The organism is Mojavia sp., from assembly GCF_059505145.1.
Genome location: NZ_JCACKA010000074.1, coordinates 38336 through 64137 on the forward strand (window position 1 = coordinate 38336; position 25802 = coordinate 64137).

25 protein-coding genes, 1 tRNA gene and 1 pseudogene are annotated in these 25802 nt (G+C 40.3%); 15 read left to right on the forward strand and 12 right to left on the reverse strand.

Features of this window, described 5'->3' with window-relative positions:
• Window positions 1–191 precede the first annotated feature (191 nt).
• The 3 genes from AC5JL8_RS19170 to AC5JL8_RS19180 all read left to right on the forward strand — a co-directional run bounded on the left by AC5JL8_RS19170 (window position 192) and on the right by AC5JL8_RS19180 (window position 5506).
• Complete coding sequence (locus AC5JL8_RS19170) at window positions 192–1661, forward strand: aldehyde dehydrogenase family protein (RefSeq protein WP_495881278.1); 1470 nt, start codon at window positions 192–194, stop codon at window positions 1659–1661.
• Window positions 1662–1841: 180 nt separating this feature from the next.
• Window positions 1842–4010 (forward strand): DEAD/DEAH box helicase, encoded by a 2169-nt coding sequence (locus tag AC5JL8_RS19175; RefSeq protein WP_495881279.1) that lies wholly within the window; start codon window positions 1842–1844, stop codon window positions 4008–4010.
• Between the two features lie 305 nt (window positions 4011–4315).
• The gene (locus tag AC5JL8_RS19180; RefSeq protein ID WP_495881280.1) at window positions 4316–5506 is read left to right on the forward strand and encodes an MFS transporter; all 1191 of its coding nucleotides are present in this window, start codon (window positions 4316–4318) and stop codon (window positions 5504–5506) included.
• 109 nt (window positions 5507–5615) lie between these two features.
• Here AC5JL8_RS19180 and AC5JL8_RS19185 read toward each other — a convergent pair whose 3' ends face one another.
• On the reverse strand, window positions 5616–6683 hold the full coding sequence (locus tag AC5JL8_RS19185; protein WP_495881281.1) for an MAE_28990/MAE_18760 family HEPN-like nuclease: 1068 nt from the start codon (window positions 6681–6683) through the stop codon (window positions 5616–5618).
• Window positions 6684–6689: 6 nt separating this feature from the next.
• A complete protein-coding gene (locus tag AC5JL8_RS19190) occupies window positions 6690–7859 on the reverse strand; it encodes a GmrSD restriction endonuclease domain-containing protein (RefSeq protein WP_495881282.1) in 1170 nt (389 codons plus the stop codon).
• Window positions 7860–8180: 321 nt separating this feature from the next.
• Here AC5JL8_RS19190 and AC5JL8_RS19195 point away from each other — a divergent pair.
• Window positions 8181–9010: pseudogene (locus tag AC5JL8_RS19195) on the forward strand (metallophosphoesterase).
• A gap of 134 nt (window positions 9011–9144) precedes the next feature.
• Window positions 9145–9978 carry a metallophosphoesterase gene (locus tag AC5JL8_RS19200; RefSeq protein WP_495881283.1) on the forward strand — a complete coding sequence of 278 codons (834 nt, stop codon included), beginning with the start codon at window positions 9145–9147 and terminating at the stop codon, window positions 9976–9978.
• 180 nt (window positions 9979–10158) lie between these two features.
• Here AC5JL8_RS19200 and AC5JL8_RS19205 read toward each other — a convergent pair whose 3' ends face one another.
• A complete protein-coding gene (locus tag AC5JL8_RS19205; protein ID WP_495881284.1) occupies window positions 10159–10305 on the reverse strand; it encodes a hypothetical protein in 147 nt (48 codons plus the stop codon).
• 367 nt (window positions 10306–10672) lie between these two features.
• Complete coding sequence (locus AC5JL8_RS19210; RefSeq protein WP_495881285.1) at window positions 10673–11389, reverse strand: hypothetical protein; 717 nt, start codon at window positions 11387–11389, stop codon at window positions 10673–10675.
• 581 nt (window positions 11390–11970) lie between these two features.
• Between AC5JL8_RS19210 and AC5JL8_RS19215 the strand changes: the two genes are divergently transcribed.
• Window positions 11971–12141: a hypothetical protein gene (locus AC5JL8_RS19215; protein WP_495881286.1), complete on the forward strand. Its 171-nt coding sequence runs from the start codon at window positions 11971–11973 to the stop codon at window positions 12139–12141.
• Window positions 12142–12159: 18 nt separating this feature from the next.
• On the opposite strand, the gene AC5JL8_RS19220 is transcribed toward AC5JL8_RS19215, so the two are convergent.
• The 4 genes from AC5JL8_RS19220 to AC5JL8_RS19235 form a co-directional block, all read right to left on the reverse strand.
• Window positions 12160–12690 (reverse strand): YdcF family protein, encoded by a 531-nt coding sequence (locus AC5JL8_RS19220; RefSeq protein ID WP_495881287.1) that lies wholly within the window; start codon window positions 12688–12690, stop codon window positions 12160–12162.
• 456 nt (window positions 12691–13146) lie between these two features.
• Entirely contained in the window at window positions 13147–13320 is a 174-nt protein-coding gene (locus AC5JL8_RS19225) for a hypothetical protein (RefSeq protein ID WP_495881288.1), read from the reverse strand.
• Window positions 13321–13370: 50 nt separating this feature from the next.
• Window positions 13371–13444, reverse strand: a tRNA-Arg gene (locus tag AC5JL8_RS19230).
• Between the two features lie 33 nt (window positions 13445–13477).
• Complete coding sequence (locus AC5JL8_RS19235) at window positions 13478–14575, reverse strand: tocopherol cyclase family protein (RefSeq protein WP_495881289.1); 1098 nt, start codon at window positions 14573–14575, stop codon at window positions 13478–13480.
• A 145-nt stretch (window positions 14576–14720) separates the two neighbouring features.
• On the opposite strand from AC5JL8_RS19235, the gene AC5JL8_RS19240 reads away from it, so the two are divergent.
• On the forward strand, window positions 14721–15632 hold the full coding sequence (locus AC5JL8_RS19240; protein WP_495881290.1) for a WD40 repeat domain-containing protein: 912 nt from the start codon (window positions 14721–14723) through the stop codon (window positions 15630–15632).
• A 103-nt stretch (window positions 15633–15735) separates the two neighbouring features.
• On the opposite strand, the gene AC5JL8_RS19245 is transcribed toward AC5JL8_RS19240, so the two are convergent.
• Window positions 15736–16356, reverse strand: coding sequence for a Uma2 family endonuclease (locus tag AC5JL8_RS19245; RefSeq protein WP_495881291.1), 621 nt, complete (start codon window positions 16354–16356; stop codon window positions 15736–15738).
• A gap of 172 nt (window positions 16357–16528) precedes the next feature.
• Between AC5JL8_RS19245 and AC5JL8_RS19250 the strand changes: the two genes are divergently transcribed.
• On the forward strand, window positions 16529–17167 hold the full coding sequence (locus AC5JL8_RS19250) for a J domain-containing protein (protein ID WP_495881292.1): 639 nt from the start codon (window positions 16529–16531) through the stop codon (window positions 17165–17167).
• Window positions 17168–17215: 48 nt separating this feature from the next.
• Here AC5JL8_RS19250 and AC5JL8_RS19255 read toward each other — a convergent pair whose 3' ends face one another.
• Window positions 17216–17710 carry an ureidoglycolate lyase gene (locus AC5JL8_RS19255; protein WP_495881293.1) on the reverse strand — a complete coding sequence of 165 codons (495 nt, stop codon included), beginning with the start codon at window positions 17708–17710 and terminating at the stop codon, window positions 17216–17218.
• Window positions 17711–17725: 15 nt separating this feature from the next.
• Complete coding sequence (locus AC5JL8_RS19260; RefSeq protein WP_495881294.1) at window positions 17726–18163, reverse strand: DoxX family protein; 438 nt, start codon at window positions 18161–18163, stop codon at window positions 17726–17728.
• 162 nt (window positions 18164–18325) lie between these two features.
• Between AC5JL8_RS19260 and AC5JL8_RS19265 the strand changes: the two genes are divergently transcribed.
• Window positions 18326–19333 (forward strand): BMP family protein, encoded by a 1008-nt coding sequence (locus tag AC5JL8_RS19265; protein ID WP_495881295.1) that lies wholly within the window; start codon window positions 18326–18328, stop codon window positions 19331–19333.
• 166 nt (window positions 19334–19499) lie between these two features.
• On the forward strand, window positions 19500–20966 hold the full coding sequence (locus AC5JL8_RS19270; RefSeq protein ID WP_495881296.1) for an ABC transporter ATP-binding protein: 1467 nt from the start codon (window positions 19500–19502) through the stop codon (window positions 20964–20966).
• Window positions 20967–21003: 37 nt separating this feature from the next.
• Here AC5JL8_RS19270 and AC5JL8_RS19275 read toward each other — a convergent pair whose 3' ends face one another.
• Entirely contained in the window at window positions 21004–23274 is a 2271-nt protein-coding gene (locus AC5JL8_RS19275; RefSeq protein WP_495881297.1) for a RelA/SpoT family protein, read from the reverse strand.
• Window positions 23275–23572: 298 nt separating this feature from the next.
• Here AC5JL8_RS19275 and patD point away from each other — a divergent pair, with 298 nt between their 5' ends.
• From patD to AC5JL8_RS19300, 5 genes are all read left to right on the forward strand, one after another.
• Window positions 23573–23926: a heterocyst frequency control protein PatD gene (gene patD, locus AC5JL8_RS19280; RefSeq protein ID WP_495881298.1), complete on the forward strand. Its 354-nt coding sequence runs from the start codon at window positions 23573–23575 to the stop codon at window positions 23924–23926.
• A 225-nt stretch (window positions 23927–24151) separates the two neighbouring features.
• Window positions 24152–24448, forward strand: coding sequence for a DEAD/DEAH box helicase family protein (locus tag AC5JL8_RS19285; protein ID WP_495881299.1), 297 nt, complete (start codon window positions 24152–24154; stop codon window positions 24446–24448).
• Window positions 24418–24906 carry an HNH endonuclease signature motif containing protein gene (locus tag AC5JL8_RS19290; protein WP_495881300.1) on the forward strand — a complete coding sequence of 163 codons (489 nt, stop codon included), beginning with the start codon at window positions 24418–24420 and terminating at the stop codon, window positions 24904–24906. The genes AC5JL8_RS19285 and AC5JL8_RS19290 overlap by 31 nt, the downstream gene beginning before the upstream one ends.
• A 189-nt stretch (window positions 24907–25095) precedes the next feature.
• Window positions 25096–25323, forward strand: coding sequence for a hypothetical protein (locus AC5JL8_RS19295; RefSeq protein ID WP_495881301.1), 228 nt, complete (start codon window positions 25096–25098; stop codon window positions 25321–25323).
• Entirely contained in the window at window positions 25313–25630 is a 318-nt protein-coding gene (locus AC5JL8_RS19300) for a type II toxin-antitoxin system VapC family toxin (RefSeq protein WP_495881302.1), read from the forward strand. Before AC5JL8_RS19295 ends, AC5JL8_RS19300 begins: the two co-directional genes overlap by 11 nt.
• Window positions 25631–25802 lie beyond the last annotated feature (172 nt).

The following is a 25802-nucleotide window of genomic DNA, read 5'->3' on the forward strand; positions in this document are numbered from 1 at the left end:
CCAGAGCATTTCTAATTTATCCAAGCTGTAATTTATAAGGGGGCGGTTTGTAACTGCCTCCATTTTTTTGGATATGTGTATTTTATGTAAAGCAAAGCCTAAAAATATATAAAGAAATTAGCAACAGTGCGGTATACGAGAAAACATAATTAATAGATTTAAGCAAATTTTTCATCGCTTAAGGAGGCCTGATGGTTACAGCAACAGTACCAGAACAACAGGTCAAAATCGGCCCCAACCAACTGCTGATTAATAACGAGTGGGTAGAAAGTGTCAGCGGTCGCCGATTTGAAACAATTAACCCAGCGACAGGCGAAACAATCTGCGAAGTAGCAGAAGCAGATGCCCCAGATGTAGATAAAGCTGTACAAGCAGCTCGCAAGGCTTTCATTAGTGGGGAATGGCCTAAGATGTCTGCCACCCAGCGCGGTGAGCTACTCTACAAGTTAGCCGACTTAATTGAACAGAATATTGATGAGTTGGCGCGGTTAGAAACCCTCGATAATGGTAAGCCCCTGAACGATTCTTTGGGTGACTTGGGGCTAGTTATTGCTTGCTACCGCTACTATGCAGGCTGGGCTGACAAGGTGCAAGGTAAAACAATCCCGATTAATGGGCCTTACTTCTGCTATACCCGTCATGAGCCTGTGGGTGTGGTTGGTCAAATTATCCCTTGGAACTTCCCACTGTTGATGCAGGCGTGGAAGCTAGCACCAGCTTTGGCTACAGGTAATACTGTAGTCATGAAAACAGCCGAGCAAACACCTTTATCTGCACTGCGGGTGGGTGAGTTGATTGTTGAGGCTGGCTTCCCTCCTGGTGTGGTGAATCTCTTATCAGGGTATGGGCCAACAGCCGGAGCAGCAATTTCTCGCCACATGGATATTGACAAAGTGGCATTTACTGGTTCCACTGAAGTCGGGCATCTGATTATGGAAGCAGCTGCCAAGAGTAACCTCAAGCGTGTGACTTTGGAGTTAGGTGGTAAGAGTCCCAATATTGTCTTTGCCGATGCTGACATGAGCAAAGCACTTGAAGGCGCTCATCAAGCTTTATTCTTCAACCAAGGTCAGTGCTGCTGTGCTGGTTCACGGTTGTTCGTTGAAGAAAAATGCTACGACGATTTTGTGGCAATGGCTGTCGAAAGAGCTAAACAGCGAGTTGTCGGTAATCCCTTCGACACCAACACAGAACAAGGCCCCCAAGTAGACAAAGAGCAATTTGACAAAGTGATGGGTTACATCGAAGCGGGAATGCGCGAAGGGGCCCAAATGCTTTGTGGTGGTAATCGCGTAGGAGAACAAGGTTTCTTCATCGCACCGACAGTGTTTACTGATGTCCGTGATGATATGAAGATTGCCCAAGAGGAAATCTTTGGCCCAGTGATGAGCATCATCAAGTTTAAAGACATTGATGAGGTAATTAAACGGGCAAATAATACAATGTACGGACTTGCCGCCGCAGTTTGGACTCAGGATATCACTAAAGCCCATGCGATCGCTAACAATGTTCGTGCTGGTACAGTCTGGGTAAATTGCTACGATGTATTCGACGCTGCTGCACCCTTTGGCGGATTCAAGCAATCTGGTATTGGTCGTGAACTGGGCGAATATGGCTTGCAGCAATATACGGAAGTGAAAACCGTTACCATCAAATTGTAAACTTGATAAATTAATGCTCTTGGGCAATTTGGGCTTTTACCTGTTGCCAAATATTTTCTAACTCCTCCAAGCTCTAATTAGATAGGAGGCGGTTTTGAACCGCCTCCATTTTTTTAGTTTCTTTCACCACCCTTACTTCCTTGTCGGTATAAAATTACTTATCTTCTTCCTAAGCAAGAAATGAGCGATATCTTCAGTCGGCTTGCACCCTTTATCCAAGAGTACATTTATGAAAACAACTGGACTGAATTACGTCCAGCTCAGATTGCGGCTTGTCAGGTGATATTTGAGACTGATGCTCACCTACTAATTGCCGCTGCAACTGCTGCGGGCAAAACAGAAGCAGCATTTTTACCAATAGTGACTCGATTATTTGAAAACCCCCCTACTACCATAGGCGCATTATATATAGGCCCTATTAAAGCTTTAATTAATGACCAATTTGAGCGACTCAACGGCTTGCTAAAAGCAGCAGATATCCCAGTGTGGCACTGGCACGGTGATGTTTCTCAAAGCCATAAACACAAGCTTTTAAAAAACCCCAGAGGTATTCTACAAATCACACCAGAATCTTTAGAAAGCTTGTTAGTTAACAAACATAATGACTTAATTCGCTTATTTGGTGATTTACGTTTTGTCGTAATTGATGAAATTCACGCCTTTATGGGTTCAGAACGTGGTTGCCAAATTATTTGTCAATTGCAGCGTTTGGCGAATTTAACACAAACCCAACCCCGTCGCATTGGTTTGTCAGCAACTCTTGGTGATTACTTAATGGCAGAAGAATGGTTACGTTCTGGAACTAAACAGCCAGTAATTACTCCCAAAATTGAGGCAGGAAAACGCCAAATTAAACTTGCTGTAGAACATTTTTATCTGAAAGATGAGGTTGACGAATTAGAAACAACTGTATATGACAAATATATTTTCACTCTGAGCAAATCTCGTAAATGCTTAATTTTTGCTAATAATCGCACGCAAACAGAATCTGTAATTAGTTCTTTGCGAAGAATTGCCGCAGAAGAAGCATTACCAGACATATATCATGTACATCATGGCAGTATCTCTGCTAGCTTGCGACAAGCAGCCGAAAATGCTATGCGCGAACCAAATAATCCGGCGGTTACTGCTGCTACCCTAACTCTAGAGTTAGGTATAGATATCGGTCATTTAGAAAGAATAATTCAGCTAGAATCACCCCTCTCTGTAGCCAGCTTTTTACAGCGTTTAGGACGCACTGGTAGAAGAGGTGAAGCTGCTGATATGCGTTTTGTTTGCGCTGAAAATGAACCATCGCCAGAAGCATCACTACCAGAACAAATTCCCTGGCAACTTTTGCAGTGTATTGCCATTATTCAACTTTATTTAGAGGAGCGTTGGATTGAGCCAATCAAGCCGATTCAATATCCTTTAAGTTTGCTATATCACCAGACAATGAGCATTTTAGTAGCAGAAGGTGAACTGTCTCCTTCTGCCTTGGCTAAAAAAGTTTTAAGCCTGCCACCCTTTGCAGCTATTACTCAAGAAGATTTTCGATTATTGTTACGCTATTTAATTGATATCGACCACGTCCAGCTAACTGAAAAAGGCAAATTAATATTGGGTTTAACTGGAGAAAAAGTGGTGCGGAAATTTCAATTTTATGCTGTATTTGCCGATAATCAAGAATATGTTGTAAAGCATGGTGCAACAGAAATTGGTAGTATCCTGATGCCCCATCCCGTTGGAAATCAATTTGCTTTGGCAGGTAAAACTTGGGAGGTGGTAGAAATTGACTTTAAAAAGAGAGCTATTTCTGTTAAGCAGGTAGAGGGCAAAGCTACTATTTATTGGCGTGGTGGCAGTGGAATAATCCATACGAAAGTTTTACAAAGAATGCGGCGAGTTTTGCTAGAAAATATAGAATATAGCTATTTACAAAGTAATGCTTTTCAAAATTTGCAAATAGCTCGACGAACTATTCAAGATGCTGGTTTAGATAAACAAAATATATTGCGTCTAGAAAAAGGTAAATGCTGCATTTTTCCTTGGATGGGTACTTTGGCCTATCGTACTTTAGAAAGATTGCTTAATTCTTGCTGTAGAGAAATTTTAGAAATTAAAAGTATTAGTGGGATAAATCCTTATTATTTGACATTAAAATTAGGCAAAGATAAATTTAAACACCTGAAAAATGAAATAGTTTCATTATGTGAACAAAAAATTACGCCAGAATATTTAGTAAGCGAAGCAGAAGCACCGGAACTCCAAAAATATGATGAATTTATTCCTCACCCACTTTTACGGAAAGCTTTTGTCAGCGATTATTTAGATATTGATGAACTAAAGCAGCAAGTGATACAGTGGTAGTCTAAAATTGCGGGTTTTGATTAAACAGCACAAATGGCAAAGTCGGGTTTTAACCAACAGGCAGCTTAAATATAAGTATAAAATATTACATTAAATAAATAGTATTCTGTTCTGGTAGCTGTTTGTAACTTATGAGCAGACACTGAGAAGTTTTTGATCTAGTCAGGGAACATTTACTTAGAGAAAAATTTCAATATGAAGTAACTTACTTTTTTGCGGCATAAGATTATGCAATTTATAATGCCATTTTTCCTATCGAACTTGTCCTAGAATCGCACCACCGACGAAGAGAACAAGGCAAAATCATGGTTAAATCTTTTGATTCCCGCCCTGAGATTTTATGGCGACAAGTTTGGGGATTAGCTGCTTTACTGGGAGCAATCGTCTTCAGTTGGATGGCATACGGTTTTTATCAGCCAAAAATTCTACAAAAACTGCAATTTGTAGAATTAGCAGGTTGGTTGGGGATAATGCAAGGCTTACTCGCTACAGTTATAGAACCTTTTGCGGGCAGATTCTCCGATCGCATCCAGTACCGCTTGGGCAATCGCTTACCGATAATTAGTGTGGGAGTAACACTAGCAAGCATGATTTTTGTGGCTGTCTCGCTGTTAGTAGAACAAAATCTGCAAGGAGGTATACGTTGGCTAGTACCTTTGCTGATGAGTGTTTGGGTAATAGCTATAATTTGTCTTCGGAGTTCGGCGATCGCACTGTTAACTCAGTTTGCACCTATGACCGAATTACCTCAAGCTAATGCAGTTCTAGTGTTAATATTTGGCTTATTAGCAGCCATTGAGCCACTATTGTATGCCTTTCTCAACACAACAGGCGCATCGATTACTTTTTTGTTAGGCGCGATCGCTTTAGTTATGGGAGCATACGTTTTGCGATCGCTAACTCCCACAAATATTTTGAATAATTATTCCTATAAAGAAGACGTAGCATCTACTCCAACTGCATTATTAATTTTGATGTTTGTGATTGGTTTGGGCGTAGGATTGGAAGTAAATCTGCTCATGTTGATATTTCCTCAAGAATTACAAAATCAACTGCCCAGCATCAAGAGAGAATTTATTACCTCTGGCATACTTTTAATATCTGCGATCGCCTCAGTTCCTTTGGGAGAATGGACGTCTCAATTAGGCGCTAATAAAGCAATTTTATTGGGTTTAGGAGCCATGACAGGTTTAATGGGACTGGCACTGTTAAATGATAGCGACATCTTAGTAGTAGCATTCATAGTTGCTTTTGGTGTTAGTTTCGGACTAATTTTTGTCAGTATGATTCCCTTTTGCTTAAGTAAATTTCCTCTTCTTCAGTCCGGTTTAGCCATTGGTTTATACTTTAGTGGTAACGCTGGAGCTACTGCTTTAGTATTAATTTTGAGCAAACTTGGAATGCTCACATCCTTAGCAGCATTTTTGTTGGCTGAACTTGCTTTTTTCGTAGTAGCTGGATGTATTGTAATCACCAAGAGAATACAACTTGGTTAAACCCCTGTTACTTATGAATTTATTCCTAGCGTCAGTTAAATTACAACCAAGCGAGCGGCTTTAGTTTGGGCTACTGGCTCTGGTATAATTACCAGATTTTAGCCACCCTTTAAGCTTTTAATTGATATAGGCGTAACTCTTTTCTCGCGTCAACATCAAACTTTAATCCAACCTCACTTTCACTAATTATTTCCACCTGTTCTTTATCAACTTCTTTTGCGTCCTCGATCATCCTAATACTCTCAATTTTGGCTAACTGGCAGCAAGAACGTGCCTCGTTAACAAGAAAAAGGCTTCCTCCGACTGATAGGGTAGTTTTCTCAACCTTTGCTACTCCAGCTTTAGGCCCCTTAAACCATTCTGTAATCCGGCCTATTTCTCTAGCGTCACCTATTGATTTCTTCCGCTCAATAACCTGATAAGTTACCAACTCAGCAAGGGCTTGACACAAAGTCTCAATAAAGTCACACAATTCTAACAAAGCATTGGAACCTAGGAAGTTGTCTATGGGTGCTCCATGTGCAGCTTCATTACGATAGCTAATCAGTTCATTGAGTTCTCCTTCCGCAGTATTTTCACTTGCTCTAATTTCTTGGACGAAATACTGGATATCTCTATGCTTTTCCACCCAGTTCCATGCGTCCGCTATACCAGCATCTGCCAACAATTTTACTAATGTTTCCTTGCGTAAGTTTTGTTCATGTAAGAGAAATGCATCTGGCAATAGCTCATATTCTGCTTCACCAGTAGTTCCATGAAATAATCCACGAATTACTTCCTCAATAGATAAGTGTTCATATCTATTTTTCTTCAGTTCAAGTAACAATCTTCCCACCCCTGTTTGGTGAGTATTTCGGATTTTTTCTTCTAAAGTTAGATAACGTGGAAATAATCTTGGCAGAAGTACTAACCAATCACTAACTAAATCTTCCACAAAACGCTCATAAATGGCGTATAAACGCGTGACAGCAGCACAGTGATCATAAACTCGCCACTCTCTTGCTCTAGGGATATCCTGCATTAGCGTGTCGAGGATTAATTCCGTTTCTTCATACGATTCTTTCTGTATTAGAGTATTTGCTCCAAACGAAATTTGTCTCAGTCGTTCATTGGTCTTGATGATCGAACGTACAGTAGAAATATTTACTCTTACTGTCGTTAGGATATTCTGAAACATCGCTCTTTACTCTGCGATGATTTGGGAAAGCATATCATCGAACAATCTGATTCTTTCCTGGATATCAGTCTTGGTTCTTCCACCACCTGTAAAAAGTTTTGATTTGTCTTTTATAAACAGCCTTTTTGTTTCTTCAATTACTCTTAGCTTCCGCTCAATTAAAATATCTGCTTCTTTCAAATGTCTGCTAAATCCAACCATAACGGCATCGTAATAGGCTTTGTAAGCGCTATCTTTCCAGTTGTCAATCTTAGGATCAAAGGGCTTGAATAAATTCTCTGCGTAGATTTGGTGCGCTAAATCTATAGTTTTGATAAAAATATTTTTGAGAATCTCGATATCCTCATCAGAAAATTTCAAACTCTTAATCATGTAAAGGTCAAGAAATCCCTCCATTCCTCTACGGAAGTCGTTTACATGGCGTAAAGCAAAAAAACGAAGAACTAATTCAGCATCTTCCATTTTTTTGTATAGATTATTTTGAACGAGTTCTTCACGGCTGTTTAGGGGAATTCCCCAAGCCTCTGCAAAGATAGAATGAGCTGCTAGTTCAAGTAATAGTTGATTGAACTTGCCATAATACAAACAGTTACGTACCTCTTGCTGACTGAGTGCGATCCCACCAGTATTCAAACGCTCAAAAGCAAGCTGTTTTAAAAGCATTGCTTCTTCAGGATTAGATGCTGACTCTGTAATTAGAACTATAGATGATATGGAGCGACGATCAATCCCTGCTCTAATTTTTGTAGGAAGAGTGGCATAAGTACGTTTATTAAGTTCTGGCCAAAGTTCTAGTCCAGTCAATATGAGGCGGTTTTCATAAAAATCCCGAAGAGCTGTAATTCTTTGTTGACCATCCATTACCTCATAAAAGTTAAACTCTTTCTCATAAAGAACAATTGGAGGAACAGGAATGTTGATCAAAAACGACTCGATCAACCGTGATTGCATTTTTTCATCCCATCGATCCCTTCTTTGATAAAAAGGTCGCACATCCATATAACCAGGCTTTTTTAGTGCTTCGACAAAACTCGGAAGTTTTTCACGGTTCATTTCGGTGAGTATTCTTTGTTCACCAGACTCATACTTATCGTTAATTTGACTATCAGACATTTGGATGCGGCTATGGGAGGCTGATGCTTCCCACATCTGTTCTTCAGTTGGTGCAAGTTGCATTGATTACATCCTTCCCTAGAGCGGTATAGTGAATCGTTAAATATGCTGAATATAGCCTAGCGCTTCCTAATCCGGTAAAGTCGTCTGATGTTACGTGTTCGTAACACTGTGTTAATAACCAGCTTCAGAAGTGCTATATCTAGAAAATTTACTCCACTTTGACAGCAAATAGCCTAGCCACAGTTGAATTGCTTAAGTATAAATACAGTAGCAAGTTACATACTTGATGAATTTTTCAAGAAGTTGTTTGGGTTGCCACAGGCAATCAAATGATTTTTGGTTAAGCTGTAAGCGCTATTATCGAGAATAATTGAGCGCCTTATGCACTGGTTGTTATCTGGGCCGTTGAGTGTACAGAAATTGACGGTTAAGATTGCAGATTTGCCTGCATCGTTACAAGGTAAAAAGCTGGTGCAGTTGTCAGATTTTCATTATGATGGCTTGCGGCTGTCGGAAGCAATGCTAGAAAAGGCGATCGCAGTTAGCAACCAAGCTGAACCAGATTTAGTTTTATTGACAGGTGACTATGTAACTGCAAGCCCAGAACCGATTCACACGCTGCGCAACGGCTTAAAAACCTCCAAAGTCGTGCTGGTATTTATGCTGTACTCGGTAACCATGACATCTGTTACAGACACTCAAAAGTAGAAATTACCGTCGCCCTCAATAATATTGGGGTTCACGTCCTGTGGAATGAAATCGCCTATCCACTTGGGAAAGAATTACCACTAGTAGGATTAGCGGATCGTTACTCACGAGAATTTGATCCTGGATTAGTGATGAACCAACTAGACCCTACTTCGCCCAGAATTGTTTTATCCCACAATCCTGATACTGCGGAGATATTGCAAGCATGAAGAGTAGATTTGTAATTATCTGGCCATACTCACGGTGGTCAAATCGTGATTCCTGGGTTAGGCGCTGTAATACTTTATTACAAAAGAATTGTGCGAAAAATACCGCTAAAACTCCGACGTCAGATTCCATGTTTGCAACAAGATTACGTTGTAATGCGCCATTGGGAATGGGCACAGGGTTTACATCGGGTCGGAAAAAATCAAATATATGTCAATCGCGGGTTAGGAACCTATCTCCCAAGACGTTTATTTTGTCCACCTGAAGTTACTATAATTACGCTACAAAATGAGTAGTTTAACAATAAAAATGAAATTGATTTTCTAATTACTTGAGAAATTTATAACATAACTTATTGTAGTTACTCAAGATACATTTTGTTTTTTGGTAAGCTGTAATCGCTGCTGCTATGAGGAGTGTCTGTTGCTCTATGCATTGGTTATTAACAGGACATTTAAGAGTAGATAAACTAACGGTTAAGATTGCAAATTTACCTGCATCTTTACAAGGTACAACACTAGTACAGCTATCAGATTTTCATTATGATGGCTTGCGGCTATCGGAAGAAATGTTGGAGGAGGCGATCGCACTTAGCAATGAAGCTGAACCCGATTTAGTTCTATTAACTGGTGATTATGTAACCGATGATCCCAGCCCAATTCATAAATTAGCGCACCGACTCAAACATTTGGAAAGTCGCTGTGGTATTTATGCAATTCTCGGAAACCATGATATACATTACAGCTACTCCAAAGCAGAAGTGACAGACGCCTTTACTAGCATAGGAGTTCATGTCTTGTGGAATGAGATTGCTTACCCACTGGGAAAAGAGTTGCCATTAGTAGGATTAGCTGATTATTGGTCACCAGAGTTTAAACCTGTACCAATAATGAATCAATTAGACTCCACCATACCGCGCATAGTTTTATCTCACAACCCAGACACTGCCAAGATATTACAGCAATGGCGAGTAGATTTGCAGTTATCTGGTCATACTCATGGAGGTCACATTGTATTACCAGGCATTGGCCCTCTAGTCTTTTATTATAAAAAGTTCTTGAAAAAATTACCCAAAAAATTGCGGCGTTGGATACTTTTATTATTAGGAGACTCTTTTAAAGTAGTGCGATATTGGGAGTGGGCCCAGGGTTTCCATCAAGTGGGAAACAATCAGTTATACGTCAATCGTGGCTTAGGAACTTATCGACCAGGACGCCTATTTTGTCCACCAGAAGTTACTGTAATTACCTTAGTTAGCCAATAAAGATTAGTTCAGAAAAACTCGCTTACTCTAGTACTCTAGAGTTTTGAGCATAGACTTTTAACTTACACAAAACTTAAACCGCCTCAAGCTACGAAGGATAAATATCAGCAGCTTAGGGCGGTTAACGCAACATGCAATTGTTTGAGAAAACTTTTAAAATTTTGAGACAATCTAACTAAACTAACGTGGATAAACTTCGCAACCTTTCTCTATAACTACTTGTACATCTTCGATTCCAATTAGGCAGGCATTTCTGGCTGTGCGTTCAATCACCTCCACAACATTTATTGAGGAACTTAAGGCGAAAACACGTTCAACAGATGCCACAAGTGAGTAGTGATTGCGAGGGTATTAGAGCAGGAGGCACAGGCTCTAATTTCAAGATTTAGGTTAACTTTTAACCTTTTTGTACCTTGTTCTTAATTTAGCATTATCCTTTGAGGATTAATAGTATATTTACTAAACTTGATCACCATTAATTTCTCGCAATAATACGGAAACATTTCTTAAAAACTTTGCCGCTTGACTTCTGTGGCTGTAAGTGTAGTCAATACCAAACTGCTTGAGAGCAAAACAGTTGAGTTAGCAGCTAGCTAAAAAGATTCAACTATCTAAAATTAGTTACACAAATGTAGTAGCCCCTTCCGAAGATGGAAAGGTCTACCAAAGAAATCACACAAAGATACAGTAATTATTACTGGACAGAAGCACCTGTATCAGCATCTTCAGGGGCTGTAGAACCGTTACTAGTCGTACTGTTTGGCTGGTCTAACCCTTGAATGGGACTGTTTACAGAAGTGTCGCCTTTATTTTGTTGAGTAGGAGTGTTACTAGTTGAATTTTGTGGGCTGGGGTTTGCCTGCGATGGAGACGAGGTTTTTTCAGATGTAGGTCGCTGAGGCGGAAGAGTAATATTAATATTCGGTTGGGAAGGTGCAGACACTGATGGAACCTGCTGTGGAATCGGAATAGGTATCTCCTTAGTTCTTTCAATGATCGTAGTTTGTGGTTGCGGAGATTGAGTAGGTGTGGGAGAGGGACTAGCATTAGTTGGTACAGGAACCACTAGTGGTACAGCATTGTCAACGGCTTCGTTGTTGCCTTGATTGAAGTACCAGAGTGCTCCTACGAGCAAACTAACTAGGGAAGTAAGGATAACGCCTAACAGTAAACCATTAGCAGTATTACTGTTATCACGCTCTGCTAAATTAGCTTGCTGATAACTACGCTCAGTATTTCGACCTTGTACATAGCCGCTACCGTAAGAATTAGAATTACTTGTGCTGCTATTTACTGTTTCAGTAGTTCGCTTTATGTGGGTATCGCCGTTAGCATCTGTGTAAGATTCTTGCCTATTTTCACTGTGATAGATTTCGCGATCGCTTGGACTAGTCATAGCTGTTGATTTCACTCCTCAATTTGAAAATGTTGACAAATTAAACTTTGCAATCACCAAAGATTTTAAGAATATTGAAATCTTTTTATGTGAGTGTTGTTTTATTTATTACCCAACCTTAGATATGATTCAGAATAACCTTTGTAATTATGTAGTTGGCTCTATCTCAAGTAGGGAGTTTTTCCTCAATCTCAAGGAGGAATATTGTCCAGTTTTTGTGACTTATTAGCTTATTAATAGGTTAATAAGCTAATAGTCAACTTTGGCGTCATAAAATTTGAGTAAGAAGAATTATCCACAAGGTTGCTGTAAATATTAGGCGATAGCCCTAACAAACAAATAATCTTTTACTGTAGAGAAATCAAAAAAAGGACATAGCCCAAAATGCTTACCTCTGACTTCAATAATCGTCAAAAAAAGGTTAGAAAAGCCACGTAAAAATTGTTGTTTAACAATAGGTTTGTCAGTCCGTTTACAGCTGCCAACCAACAACAACCTGTGTAGCAGAACAACATCGTCGATTCGCTTGTTCGATTATTTTTTGAGGTAAATAAGCCATTTTTCGCACTTACCAACAAATTTTTTCGTGGGATTTGATGACTAAAAGCGATCGCCCATATGAAGACACGCCTGTTTTTACAGAACAGGCTCCCTCAAAGCTCTGCTTTCAGGCAACCGCACGGAGTGCCGTTGGGCAACAGGGCGCGCTACGCGATCGCCTGTTTTTACTAAATTCAGTCAATCTTCTCTTCTCACGATTAAAGTAACGGTAGAACCAAAACTACTTACTGCTTCTTTTTTTGCTCTTCTGCACCCGTGTAACCAGTTGCCAGCCAAAGTATAGCTCTAGCTCCATCGCGGATTGATTTTTCAATCGGTTCAGGTGGTTTCTCCGAAGGAACTGGTACTGCTTTAAACACAATATTGCGACTACCTAAAACAATTTCGCCAATGACACAAGCACGGCGCATATGGAAGTCAGAAGTAATCAAATAAACGCTCTTAATACCTTGAGCTTGCAACTCATCTACTAACGTAGTAAAATTAGTAACTGTATCTACAGCTTCGTAATCCAAGCGCAAACGGTCGGGAGCAATGCCAGCTTTGGCAAACACCTTTTGAGTGTATCTAGGTGGACTACCTCCACTAATCCAAATTGGTAAATTTGGATGCTTACGGACAAAATCTGCTGTAAACTTCTCTCGCTCTAAATTTTTCGTTGAACCGCCTAACACTACAACCGCTTGTGGTTCCACGAATTGGCTTTTCACTTCCTTATATCCCCACCACATTAATAGTGGTAGAGCAAAAGTCATAAATCGAAAAGAGTTACCTGCAAACACTAGCTTATTCAAGGCTCGATTACTTCGTCTACTAAATCAAAAATTTTCTCTAACTATAAGAAAAACAATAATTATGTAGGGTAGCAGAGTTCCAAAAAGTTTATCCAAATAAAAATTTGGGGATTTGCCTGTTAGAACTCAATGAAAAGCGTTTTCACACTTTCATCTCTAGTTGATGGACTATCCTACCTTGTATCGGCATATCAATCAAAGACTGCCGATAACTATATACACTATATTTTTGTAAGCGACAGGACTGGACAGATATAAATCGCCAACTTAGCGCCTAGAGGTCATTTATAAAGAAAATCTAAACTTACGTCAAGTAAGTCGTGATAAAACTACTCGTAAGTGTAATTTTTGAACAATTCAGTAGTTTTTGCGCCGTAACCTACCACTAATCGCGGTTCTACACACCAGATTAACGCATCATACAGCTATTGCCCAGCAGAAATTATGCTTGAGATCATAGTTTTTTACTAGCTCACGAGTTATTTCTGCACCAAACCCCCAAGTGAGGAGATTTGATGAATCTAACTCGTTCAAACCAAGCAAACAGAGGAATATAATTGCGATCGCCTGTCCGCTATTGAGCCAAAACATAAAATTCCTCAAATTTTTGCTGTAAAGGGATTCTTGGAATTTTATAATTACGGGACTGGCGCGATTCGAACGCGCGACCTAGCGCTTAGGAGGCGCTCGCTCTATCCAGCTGAGCTACAGCCCCAAGTATGAAGCATGTACAATGATAGCAGTATTTTTAACGAGACTGCCAAGAATTATCCCAAGAACCACCCCCAACTTCTAAGCCACAAAGCGAACTTTGTGCTTTGAGAATAATTTGAGGTTTTCCCCCAGTAATATCTCGTAACTGCAAATCTAGCTTTCCTTGCATGGTATCTTGACAACAATAGATTAAACCGTTGGCTGTCGGTGCGCGTAGAGGTGTACCGGGTAGATTTGTGGTTCCTGTTAACTCTACTTCATAATTTGAATTTCGTGCCTGCATTTGCCATCTGCCCCAAGGCTGTATATCCCAATGAACTTGTGAGTTCCACGGCACAAACTCATAAAACTTGCCCTGATAGTGCAAGCCAATCATCGCTACCGATTCCATCCACCACAGCACACCACGCCGCCCGCCACCTGCGGTTAACGCTAAGTCTGGTTCGCCATCAAAGCTATTACAGTTTAGCCAAAACCATTTTTGGGGAAAAGCACCGCCCCAATTTTTCTCACCGTAGGCTGGGGCGTTCTTGAATTCATATATTTTGCCATTCCAGTCAATCCAACCGCTAGCCAACCCGTGAGCCATTAAAATTTGCCATCCAGGTTCAAAAATCTGCAAAAACGACAGCCAACCAGCGGTTGACTGCTGAATACTACCTTGATTACCCCAACCGTATACAGGCTGAATTTCATATTGCCAACGGCAATAATTACCAGTAGCAGGATCGCGAATCACTCCTTGATTTAAAGTGGCTGTAGCTTGATATCCTTCCTGAATATGGCGTTCAAATTCTGTGCTTAGGAGGTAGAAAGGCTGCGTAGGTAAATTTGTTTTGCCCCAATGACCTAAAGCTAAGGCATCTCGACTAGCCCAAAATTTTTTTACATCAGGAAAAGTACGGCACAGATATTCATCCTGCGGCCCAAGGATTTGGGCTGCACCACCACTATGGGGTTTACCGCCAATCGGGTCTTCAATAGAGTACATGAATGCAAAGGTTTCACCACAATCCGGTAAAGTAACGCGGTAATACCAACCTTCAAAAAAGCGGCGGCTACTACCGTCCCAGTGATAGCCGCTATGAGGTGTTTGGGTTGAGTCTAGGAAATTTCTGGGAATACTAACCATAGTTTCAATGTGTTGCCTATTCTCAGTATGCACAATAATGTCTAATGACAAGTCGGCACATCTACGTCTCGATATCGGTTGCTGTGCAATATAGTCATACGGTTTATCACTAATTAGTTACGACAGATCATATACATACCCAACCATGCAAGATTTAATATTTGTACGCACTCTGAAAGGACATTCAGATAAGGTGATGTCTGTTGTCTTCAGCCCTAATGGGCAGAAGTTAGCCAGTGGTAGCGATGACAAAACCATAAAAATTTGGCATTTAGCTAATAAAGAACCCTGCACCCTCAAGGGACACGGAGAATCTTCTTGGTCTGGAGGTATTAACTCAGTAGCTTTCAGTCCTGATGGGCAGACCTTGGCTAGTGGTAGTGATGACAAAACTATTAAGTTGTGGAACGTACATACAGGACAGGAAATCCGTACTTTTACAGGACATGAAGAAAAGGTTTACTGTGTTGCTTTTAGCCCAGATGGAAAGAATTTAGCTAGCAGCAGTAAAGACAAGACTATCAAACTTTGGTCATTAGAGACTGGAAAAGAAATACTCTCACTCAAGGGGCATTCAGATGAAGTTTTATGTGTTACTTTCAGCCCAGACCGAAAGATTTTAGCCAGTGGGGGCGCTGGGAATGATAAAACCATCAAGATTTGGTATCTGGCTAAACAGAAAGTTTTAACTCTCAGTGGTCATTCTGGCTGGTTTGGAGGAATTAATTCTCTTGCTTTCAGCCCAGATGGTAAGAAATTAGCTAGCGGCAGTTGGGACAAGACGATTAAGTTATGGCAGGTGGAGAACGGCAAAGAATTATGCACTCTCGCAGGGCATTCTGAACACGTTTTTTCTGTCAGTTTTCATCCAGATGGCAAAACTCTAGCTAGTGGGAGTAAAGACAAGACTATAAAATTATGGCAGGTAGATACTGCCAATGAAATCTGCACTTTTACATCCTCTGAGGATGTTGTGTATTCCGTTGCCTTTAGCCCAGATGGTAAGACTCTAGCTAGTGGCAGTGGGGATAAAACTATTACGCTATTCCCTTGTTAGCGAAACTGTAATGCTTTTTTAGTTGAGTTTAGGACATTTCTAGAAATCGTTATTACAAATTACCCTGCGGGTATCTCCTTTGGAGACGCTACGAATTTAAACCTTACACCACAGCAGCTTGAAAAATCTGGTTTGGGGTAAGATTCAATTCGGGAAAAGTTTGGGAGATAATGCGATCGCCATCTCGAAACTTACTTATCTGATATTCTTCATCAACCAAACTACAGACGGAGATTGTCGGTTGTTTGGGGTTGCCAATAAAATTACGTCCACCCAAGGCAGCATAATCGACAATCCAATATTCGGGGATACCCATCTCTTCATAATCAGCGTATTTCAAGTGGTAATCATCCCGCCAGTTGGTTGATACAACCTTAATTACCAAAGGTATGGATGCACCCAAGCTCACAGTAGATTCTTTTTTCCACAAAGGTTCATTTGCTAGATTTGCACGATTTAGCACCAACACGTCTGGAAAATAACCCGAATCTTTTCCAGAAGGTCTAACTATGGCTTGGTTGGGGATAACATAAGGAAGATTTAATCGGTCAATTGAAGCACTAAGCTTTATTGTTAAAAACCCTTTAACTTCTTCGTGTTCTCCTACTGGTTGTGCCATTTCAACAATATTTCCATTATGCAGTTCATAGCGCACCCCTGAATTTTCAGGCAGCCAATCGACGAACTCCTCAAAGGTTACTAGCTTGGGTATAGCTTGAGTCATAGCTTTTGAGAATTACTGCTTTGGAAATATTATCTCTAATCTATAAGACTGCGGACAGTTTTGAGCTTTGTATGCAGAAAAAATTTGTATATTGCCTGAAAAGGGTGATTAGGCAGGAAATTTCTAGAAATCGTTAGCATAGATTTATATAGTTAACTATTTAGTATGCGCGATGTCTAACGACAAGCCACGAGAGCGTCTACACCTCGATATCAATTATCTTTATGAAATTCTAGGGCTGAAACCAGGTGCATCGCAAGCACAGGTGAAGCGAGCATATCGTAAGTTGGTTAAAACTTGGCATCCCGATCGCTTTTTTGATCAGAAGCAAAAACAGGAAGCTGAGGAAAAAATTAAAGAAATCAACGTAGCTTACAACCAAATTAAGTCTGAACAGCTAGCTACTACTGTTGAGTATCCATCTTCACCGACAAACCCAACTAATATATCTGTCAATCGCTGGGATGCAGAAACTTTCTATAATTTGGGAGTGGAGAATGCTACTCATGGGAGGTATCAGGAAGCGATCGCAGATTTTACACGAGCAATTCACCTCAATCCTCGCTACATTGACGCATATAAATATCGTGGGCTAGTTTGTTCTCAACTAGGATATGAATATCGAGCTACCTCAGATTTAAATAAGGCTGCACAAATAGAACAGGATTTGGATATTTCAAAAACTCCTGTTACATCGCCACGTTCAAGATGGTCAAAGCCATCAAGAACTGCATCCAAGTCTAGGCCTTTAGCAAAAAGATGGTGCCAGAAAATCAAAAGTTTTTTGAAATTAAATTGGCTTTGGAGATGAAATATAAATATTTGAATTGAAAGAATTGCCCCCGTTATATTGTAACTTCTAGTCCAATTCAAACTCTAACTGATGACTACTGAGTAAATCATGGGTGAAATGATCAACCACATTTGTATCAGCGAGTTCTAAATTATAAAAATCTACAACTTCATGCTCAAAATAAGGGCCGGCGTGCCAAGTGCCCTCATTTAACTTAATAAAACAATTCCCTGGAATGCGAAAAGCAGCAATCTCCTCTAAAACTGGTTCATCCAATTCATTATGAGGAGGACAAACCGCAATTAACCAATCTTTTCCTTCCAAGGAACCTAAACATTGAGTACATTGGACATGACGGGTAATTTTATGAAACTTTCGCCCTCGCCCATGCAGGCGCATAATATAAAAGCGCGGAGTGCCATTTTGCAGATTTAATTGTGCATCTTCTGTATCAAAAGGCTTGCCATCTGAACTAGGAAAAATCACCTGTCCATAACGGCGGAAATTTTCTGGTGTTATCCATTCTGCCTGCAATTGCTGTACTGTTTGCGATGTACTCATAAAATTATAAAATTACTATTTCAACTCTTTAGGAATGAGTGATTTGGGAATTATTGAAGCTTGTTTTTCTTGGTCTGAAGGTTTTGTATACCACCAAGCCCAAGCAATGAAAACTGCTTGTAAGGGAAGCCTAATTGCTTGAACCCAAGGTGAATCTGAGTAGGGTATGCTTTCAATCTTAATATGATTAACCGCCATATTAATATTGGCAGGGAAAACCGCAATAAATAACAAAATTAATCCCCAGGCAGCTGCTTGACTCACAGGCGGGACTAATAATCCTATCCCACCCAAAATTTCATAAAAGCCACTGAGATAAACTAATCCTAAAGGATATGGCAGTTGTGGCGGCATAATTTTGACGTATGGTTGTGGAACAACAAAGTGCGTCACTCCAACTATAATTATCGATACTGCCAGGATGACACGCCAAAGTTCCTTATTTTTGTACATGGGATTCGCCTTATTCTCGATTTGCTCACATTTATTCAGTTTTGTTGACTAATACTATTTTGTCTTCAGTCAACAGTGAGAAAAATTGAGAAACTGCTTCCAAAATCTCACTTACGACTTTAGAGTGTTGAAATAAGTAAAATAGCTATCTTAAGGCGAGGTATGACAATAAACTTTAGTCGGCGTCAATTTATCTTGTTTGGTTCAGCGGCGTTTGGTACTAGCTTACTGCTGAAAGCTTGCAGTAGTAATCAAACGATGACACCAACAGCCACAACAACGGGTGGTGCTGAAGGGTTTAAAATAGCGATCGCTCTCCCTGGAATTATTACTGACAAAGCCTGGAATCAATCTGGCTATGAAGGCATAAATCTAGCCAAACAAAAGCTAGGCGCAGAAATTGCCTATGTAGAAAAAGTAGCACAAGCTGATCAAACAGAAATATTAACAGATTTCGCTCGTAAAGGCTACAATCTCATCTTCGCGCATGGCGGGCAATTTGATGCCGCAATTGAACAAGTCGCCCCACAGTTTCCCAATACATTTTTTGTTGGTGTTAATGGTAATCTCAACAAAGAAAACATTGCTTCTTTACGCATAGATCACCTTCAAGCTAGCTATTTGTGTGGCATTATTGGCGCTTCTGTAACTAAATCCAACAAATTAGCTTATATTGCCGGAGAGAAATTCCCAGCCACTGAAGGAGAACTGCGGGGATTTGAATTAGGGGCAAAGTCTGTTAAACCCAATATTCAAATTACTTCTACTTTTACAGGCGATTGGAATGATGTTGCCAAAGCAAGAGAAGCTACATTAGCTTTAATTTCTTCTGGTGCTGATGTCATCTATCAATGGTTAGATAATGCCTCAGCCGCAGTTTTACAAACAGCAGGTGAAAAAGCAGTATATGCTTTTGGTAATACAAATGATCAATTGGACGTTGCGCCAAAAGCTGTTTTAACTAGCGCTGTCAAACGCTTGGATTTAGCCATAGCTTATATAGCAGAACTAGCTAAACAAAAACAATTAAAAGGAGAAATATATACAATTGGTTTAGAAAGACCAGATATATTATTTTTAGGAAAATTTGGGGCGATGGTGCCGGAAGCAGTTAAGCAAAAGGTATTGAATGCAAAGCAAGAAATTGTTGATAAAAAAATTAATTTTTAAAATATCAATTATACACGTTGTATCAAAAAAACAACAGCATATTTAGCATGATATATTGGAAAATTACCCAGTTTTCTAACCTATAATTTTAAGACTTTATAAACAAATATTGCCTACCCTTCGGTAACGTAAAAGCCGAATGCAGGCTACATATATTAATAGTATTATGAGTTATTTACGGTTAGAAAAAATTGCCAAACGTTTTGATTGCTTGATTGCCAACGATGATATCAGCCTGAATGTAGCATCTGGAACTATTCATGCAATTCTAGGTGAAAATGGTGCAGGGAAGAGTACTTTAATGAATATCATTAGTGGACTCTATCAACCTGATGCTGGCCAAATTTACCTCCAAGAGCAACCGATAAAAATTCGCTCACCCAATGAGGCAATAAAATTAGGTATTGGCATGATTCACCAACACTTCATGCTTGTGCCCCAGTTGACTGTCACAGAAAATATCATCTTAGGCACAGAGAAAAGTTGGCGACTGAACCTCCGCCAAAAACATCAAGAAATCGCCGGTTTATCCCAAAATTACGGATTAGAAATTGACCCCACAGCTAAAGTTGAAAATTTACCTGTTGGGGCACAACAACGGGTAGAAATTCTCAAAGTTCTCTACCGCCAAGCAAAATTATTAATTCTCGATGAACCAACAGCAGTATTGACACCGCCGGAAGTAGAAACATTAATTGCTATCTTGCGCCAATTGGCAGCCGCAGGCAAGACAATTATTTTTATCAGCCACAAGTTGGAAGAGGTAATGAATCTCTGCGATACGGTAACAGTTTTACGGCAAGGAAAAGTAGTAGCCACAACATCAACTGAAGCAGCGACACCTCAGCAGTTAGCAGCATTGATGGTGGGACGTGAGATGGTTTTACAGTTAAATAAAAGTCATAGATTACCACGAGAAATCATCCTGTCGGTGCAAAATTTACAAATTGCTGATGACAGGGGTATTACTACTGTAAATAATGTATCTTTTGAGTTGCGGGCAGGAGAAATTTTAGGAGTTGCTGGTGTAGATGGCAATGGACAGCGAGAAGTAGCTGATGCGATCGCTCTTTTACGAACTATCAAGCAGGGTAAAATAGAGTTTACGCACAATCCTTGCTTAGTGGGCTACATCCCAGAAGATAGGCAAACAATGGGATTGGTATTGCAATTTAGCATTGCCCAAAACTTGATTTTAAAAGCTTTTAAATATCTACCATTTTGTCGCCGTTTTCTGTTACAACAAGAAGCGATCGCTGCTCATGCCCAAACTGCAATCCAAGAGTTTGATATTCGGGCGACAGGGAAAGATGTCAAGGTAAGTCAGCTTTCGGGAGGAAATCAACAAAAGGTAGTGTTAGCGCGAGAACTGGCGCGAGAACCAGCTGTAATTGTCGCCATGCAACCAACACGGGGGTTAGATGTCGGGGCGACAGCAGCCGTTCATTCTCGATTATTAGCAGAACGCGATCGCGGTGCTGCAATTTTGTATATTTCTACTGAGTTAGAAGAAGTGATGGCAATGAGCGATCGCATTGCCGTAATTTACAGAGGCGAGTTTGTCGCTATTTTGGATGCACAGACAGCGACGGTAGAAGAGATTGGTTTATTGATGGCTAGGGGGATGGTTTGATATTTGACTGCATATAAAAAGGACATCAGCGTCTTTACTACTCGTCCATCTGACTAACGCGACGTATATTGAGAATGTCGCTCATTTTCTTAATTTGGGTAAATACTTGTTCTAATTGCGGGCGATCGCGTATATCTATACCCAAGTCCATCAAGGCTGGTTGTCCAATAGCAGTTTTCACTTGAGCATAGCGGACATTGATCCCCTGGTCGCTCAAACGAGACAAGATATCTTTTAAAACCCCCACACGATCAAGTGCTTCAATTTGAACGTTCACAGGGTAAGTATGAGGACGAGCGCTATTTTCTACTGCTGCGTTCCACCCGACTGGTACTAGCCGCTCATATTCCACACTATCGACATTATGACAGCCTTGGCGATGAATGGAAATTCCCCTGCCGCGTGTCACCACACCGATAATTGCTTCTCCCGGAATTGGGGTACAACACCCAGCCAGATGATACACCAAACCTTCTACCCCAACAATTGGCGAATCAGTAGAGCGTGAAGTAGTTGGCCCATCCCGCAAAGCTTTGGCTGCTGCTGCTGACTCTTTTGGCAAAAACTGGGGTACAACGGCAATAGGTTGTTGCGCCTTCACCACTTCTCGCCAACGATTAAGTACTAGATTCAGCGTGATTTCACCGTAACCTAAACCTGCAAGTAAATCTTCGACACTGTGGTAGTTACATTTTTCTGCTACACTTTGCATCGCATCCGATTTCAGCAGACTGTCAAAACCAGTTTTACCAAGTTCTTTTTCTAAAAATTCTCGACCACGAGCAACATTTTCTTCACGGCGCGATCGCTTGTACCATTGTTTAATCCGATACTTTGCCGCCGAAGTTCTGACGAAGTTCAACCAATCCAAACTGGGATGGCAATTCTTTTGGGTCATAATCTCCACAATATCGCCATTTTGCAGTCGCGTTGACAGTGGAACCATTCGCCCATTAACCTTGGCCCCTGCACAGTGGTTCCCCACTTCTGTATGAATGCGGTAAGCAAAATCAATACTAGTAGAACCAGGACTTAAAGGAACAACATCTCCTTTAGGAGTAAAGACATAAACATCATCTTCAAATAAATTGTCTTTGACACTATCTAGATACTCTTGAGCGTCTTTCAGATCACTTTGCCATTCTAATAACTGCCGCAACCAAGTAAACTTTTCGTCTGATGTAGTTAAATGACTGTTGTTAGAACTGCCTGTTTCCTTATACTTCCAATGAGCTGCAATTCCATATTCAGCGATATGGTGCATTGCCATTGTCCGAATTTGCACCTCTAAAGGACGACCAGTTAAGCCAATTACCCCAGTATGCAACGATTGATAACGATTAGGTTTTGGTAGTCCAATATAGTCTTTAAATCTACCAGGAATGGGGCGAAAGGCATCATGCACTACCGCCAAAGCACGATAGCATTCTTCATTGGTTTCAACAATAATTCGCAGCGCTGCCAAATCGTAAATTTCATTAAATTCTTTTTGCTGCCGCTGCATCTTTTGGTAAATGCTATAAAGGTGCTTAGGACGCCCATTGATATCGAGACACTTGATTCCTGATTGCTGTAACCGATCCCGCAAAATTGCCGTAGCCTTAGCCAATTTCTCTTCCCGCGATGTCCGTTTTTCAGAAACGTGCTGTTGAATTTGGCGGAAAGCTTCTGGTTCTAAATACTTAAAAGATAAATCTTCTAGTTCCCACTTTAAATGCCAGATCCCCAAGCGATTGGCTAAGGGTGCAAAGATATCTCGCGTTTCTTGAGCAATCCGGCGGCGTTTTTCGTCTGGCATAAATTGTAAAGTTCGCATATTATGCAACCGGTCTGCCAACTTCACCACAATTACCCGGATATCTTGCGCCATTGCCAAAAACATCCGCCGGAAGTTTTCCGCTTGGCTTTCAGTTTTGCTTTTGAAATTGATTTTAGAAAGCTTAGTGACACCTTCTACCAATTGCCGCACTTCTGGGCCAAAGCGCTCATCAATCTCTTCAATTGTGACAGATGTATCTTCCACTACATCATGAAGAAATCCAGCTGCTATCATAGCAGCACTGCCTCCCAAGTCACGTAGCAACCCAGCCACAGCGACAGGATGACAAATGTATGGTTCTCCCGATTTCCGATATTGACCCTCATGTAGTCGATAAGCAAATTCAAATGCTCGACAAATTAAAGTTGCATCACCATGCCTTCGGTCATCTGCTGCTGCGCCGTTACTTCCTGATGACTCGTTTAAACAAGTCTGTAGCCATTCTGGAAGAGGAACATCAATTGTGGAATTGATAACTATGCTGCTCATACAAAGGGAATTAGTGGGGATCGGTAGATAAGTTAGAGATGGACAAAATTGACGGCATCGCTAAGAGAAGATGCTGTTGATTGTCCATATAGGGGTAAAAAAATTAGTTAAAGAATGACTCCCTATTTGCCTATGGTAATCATCTAGTAAAAATTGCAAATTTCATCATCCCGACATATATTGCTGGCAAATGAAGCCTCAAAGCATGATTTGAGGCTTCTAGTTCTGAAAAGAGCTTAAGAAAGTTTATTGTAGAAGATAAATTACTTGACATTAATACTATCTTAACTAGCACTGGATGTCTCTAAATCAAGAGAAGTATCAAGCATTGGCAAACTTGCTAGAGCAATTACGCTCTGATGCCACCAATACTCAACTAGATGCAACTGAACTGCGACAGCGTTTAGCCTCCTTACACCAATTCTTTCAACGGCAGATTGTGCCTTTAGCTGATGTAGACTCACGAGAGCAGTCTTATCGGACAGAGATTAGCAAGCAGCTGCGCCTATTGGAAATTGACGTCATGTTTTTCCAAGGAGCTAGGCAGGCGTCTACTGTACAAGCGAGGTTGCAAACAATTTGCGATCGCCTAACAACTCTCATGCAATACTGTGATGCTATCCTGCAACTACAAGAGCCAAAGGACAAATAATTATTATTTCCCTTTGTCTGTAGTTACTTCATCATCGCATCTATACCCTATAGTTAACAGCTAGTTTGGCAACAAGTTTTCAAATCTGTAGAACTGGGACCTGGGGATCGGGGATTGGGGATTGGGAATACTGACAATTAGGGTGATGGATTGCAGTAATCCATTGAGGAAGAGCTATTTCCTGCCTCTCACCTAAAGCTTAGTCTTTCCAGGATTTTACTATTTATGAAAACCGTTCAAGTTGAATACGCAGGCACTATTGCAGTTGAAACAGGTGAAACTCCCAAAGAGCTATACTCCCATCAGAATGAAGCAATTAAGGCGCTGAATGAAAAGAATCAACTTCCTTTTGAAGGCTTGCTAGTTCTTCCCACAGGCGGCGGCAAAACATTGACAGTAGTTCACTGGCTACTACGTAATTTTATTAATAAAGGTAAAAAAGTTCTGTATTTATACCCTTCACTGAGAGAAGTAAATGTGATTTGTCCATTGTGGCAAGACATATCTACGATAATTCATTAGGTGGTAAAGCCAAGGCTGACTATATCGACTCACTTTGGAATGATGAAAATTCTTTTTGGCAAGTTTTATTCAACTACAAAAAGCTATATTTCATGAAGCAACTGGCAATTGAAATTATTAAACTTGAAGCCCCAGAAATATATGATAACGTAGCTCCATCAGCACCAAATATCACTCCTGAAACTATATCCATAGAAAAGTTATCTCTGTATGGGATTAACGAGATAGATAAAATTGAATACAAGAGAATTAGGGATGCTGTATTTGCAAAGCATACAGACGCAGATGGTTTTATAACTTGTCCAAAGAGTGGCTTCAAAAGTAAAATACGAGGATATTTCCAAATTGATCACATTAAACCTATGTTTGAGGGCGGTTTAACTATGATAGATAATCTCCAAGTACTGTCACGCAAAGCTCATGCAGAGAAGACCAGTTTAGAGAATAGAAAGCGTTAGTATTTTAGGAATATCAGTATAGCCATATAGCAATTCTATTTGATTTGTAAGAATTGATAGTCCCAGAATACCGATATCTCCAAAATATCGGTATTCTCGTTTTTCACTATTGCTAATCTGCTAGCTTAATTTTTTAGTTAAACCTTAGTACAACTAGAATAATTGTAGGGCACTGGATAGTAAACAAAGATGGATACATCTATTTTGGACAAGGTAATTGAGGAACTCAAACTTATGCCTCAAGACTTGCAATTGCGGGTACTTGAGTTTACAAGGGATTTAGCTAGTTCAACAATTAAAGGTGTTCCAGGACAAAAACTGCTACGTTTTGCAGGTGCAATACCATCCGATGACATAGAGTTAATGCGTGAAGCGATTGAACAAGATTGTCAGCAGGTTGACACCGATGAGTGGTAAATACTTGCTGGACACAAATATCATCATTGCTATATTTGCGGATGAGGTAGAAATCAAAAACAGTCTTGCACAAGCAAATGAAGTTTTGATCCCAAATATTGCAGTTGGTGAGTTGTGTTATGGTGCGCGAAAATCAGGACGCTCAAAACAGAATTTAGAACGTATTGATGAATTTATAGCTAACTGTACTGTACTTGGATGTGACGCAGAAACCGCTCGTCGTTATGGTGAGGTGAAAAATGAGTTACGGTTGAAAGGCCGTCCATTACCTGAAAATGATATTTGGATTGCAGCGATCGCACTCTAGTATAATCTAACTTTAGTTACACGCGATGCTCACTTTCAGGTGATTGGAAACCTAGAAGCAGTCGCTTGGTAAACATTCACCTATGTCGCCCTCTCTTTGAGAACAGCTACTTTTGCCGATCTGATACACTATCTTCAATTTGAAATATAAAAGCTGGTAGCTGATAACTCAG

Coding starts and splice junctions, on each gene's coding strand:
- AC5JL8_RS19170 (WP_495881278.1), top strand. CDS start 192: ATGGTTACAGCAACAGTACCAGAACAACAGGTCAAAATCGGCCCCAAC.
- AC5JL8_RS19175 (WP_495881279.1), top strand. CDS start 1,842: ATGAGCGATATCTTCAGTCGGCTTGCACCCTTTATCCAAGAGTACATT.
- AC5JL8_RS19180 (WP_495881280.1), top strand. CDS start 4,316: ATGGTTAAATCTTTTGATTCCCGCCCTGAGATTTTATGGCGACAAGTT.
- AC5JL8_RS19185 (WP_495881281.1), bottom strand. CDS start 6,683: ATGTTTCAGAATATCCTAACGACAGTAAGAGTAAATATTTCTACTGTA.
- AC5JL8_RS19190 (WP_495881282.1), bottom strand. CDS start 7,859: ATGCAACTTGCACCAACTGAAGAACAGATGTGGGAAGCATCAGCCTCC.
- AC5JL8_RS19200 (WP_495881283.1), top strand. CDS start 9,145: ATGCATTGGTTATTAACAGGACATTTAAGAGTAGATAAACTAACGGTT.
- AC5JL8_RS19215 (WP_495881286.1), top strand. CDS start 11,971: ATGACTAAAAGCGATCGCCCATATGAAGACACGCCTGTTTTTACAGAA.
- AC5JL8_RS19220 (WP_495881287.1), bottom strand. CDS start 12,690: ATGACTTTTGCTCTACCACTATTAATGTGGTGGGGATATAAGGAAGTG.
- AC5JL8_RS19225 (WP_495881288.1), bottom strand. CDS start 13,320: ATGTTTTGGCTCAATAGCGGACAGGCGATCGCAATTATATTCCTCTGT.
- AC5JL8_RS19235 (WP_495881289.1), bottom strand. CDS start 14,575: ATGGTTAGTATTCCCAGAAATTTCCTAGACTCAACCCAAACACCTCAT.
- AC5JL8_RS19240 (WP_495881290.1), top strand. CDS start 14,721: ATGCAAGATTTAATATTTGTACGCACTCTGAAAGGACATTCAGATAAG.
- AC5JL8_RS19245 (WP_495881291.1), bottom strand. CDS start 16,356: ATGACTCAAGCTATACCCAAGCTAGTAACCTTTGAGGAGTTCGTCGAT.
- AC5JL8_RS19250 (WP_495881292.1), top strand. CDS start 16,529: ATGTCTAACGACAAGCCACGAGAGCGTCTACACCTCGATATCAATTAT.
- AC5JL8_RS19255 (WP_495881293.1), bottom strand. CDS start 17,710: ATGAGTACATCGCAAACAGTACAGCAATTGCAGGCAGAATGGATAACA.
- AC5JL8_RS19260 (WP_495881294.1), bottom strand. CDS start 18,163: ATGTACAAAAATAAGGAACTTTGGCGTGTCATCCTGGCAGTATCGATA.
- AC5JL8_RS19265 (WP_495881295.1), top strand. CDS start 18,326: ATGACAATAAACTTTAGTCGGCGTCAATTTATCTTGTTTGGTTCAGCG.
- AC5JL8_RS19270 (WP_495881296.1), top strand. CDS start 19,500: ATGAGTTATTTACGGTTAGAAAAAATTGCCAAACGTTTTGATTGCTTG.
- AC5JL8_RS19275 (WP_495881297.1), bottom strand. CDS start 23,274: ATGAGCAGCATAGTTATCAATTCCACAATTGATGTTCCTCTTCCAGAA.
- patD (WP_495881298.1), top strand. CDS start 23,573: ATGTCTCTAAATCAAGAGAAGTATCAAGCATTGGCAAACTTGCTAGAG.
- AC5JL8_RS19285 (WP_495881299.1), top strand. CDS start 24,152: ATGAAAACCGTTCAAGTTGAATACGCAGGCACTATTGCAGTTGAAACA.
- AC5JL8_RS19295 (WP_495881301.1), top strand. CDS start 25,096: ATGGATACATCTATTTTGGACAAGGTAATTGAGGAACTCAAACTTATG.
- AC5JL8_RS19300 (WP_495881302.1), top strand. CDS start 25,313: ATGAGTGGTAAATACTTGCTGGACACAAATATCATCATTGCTATATTT.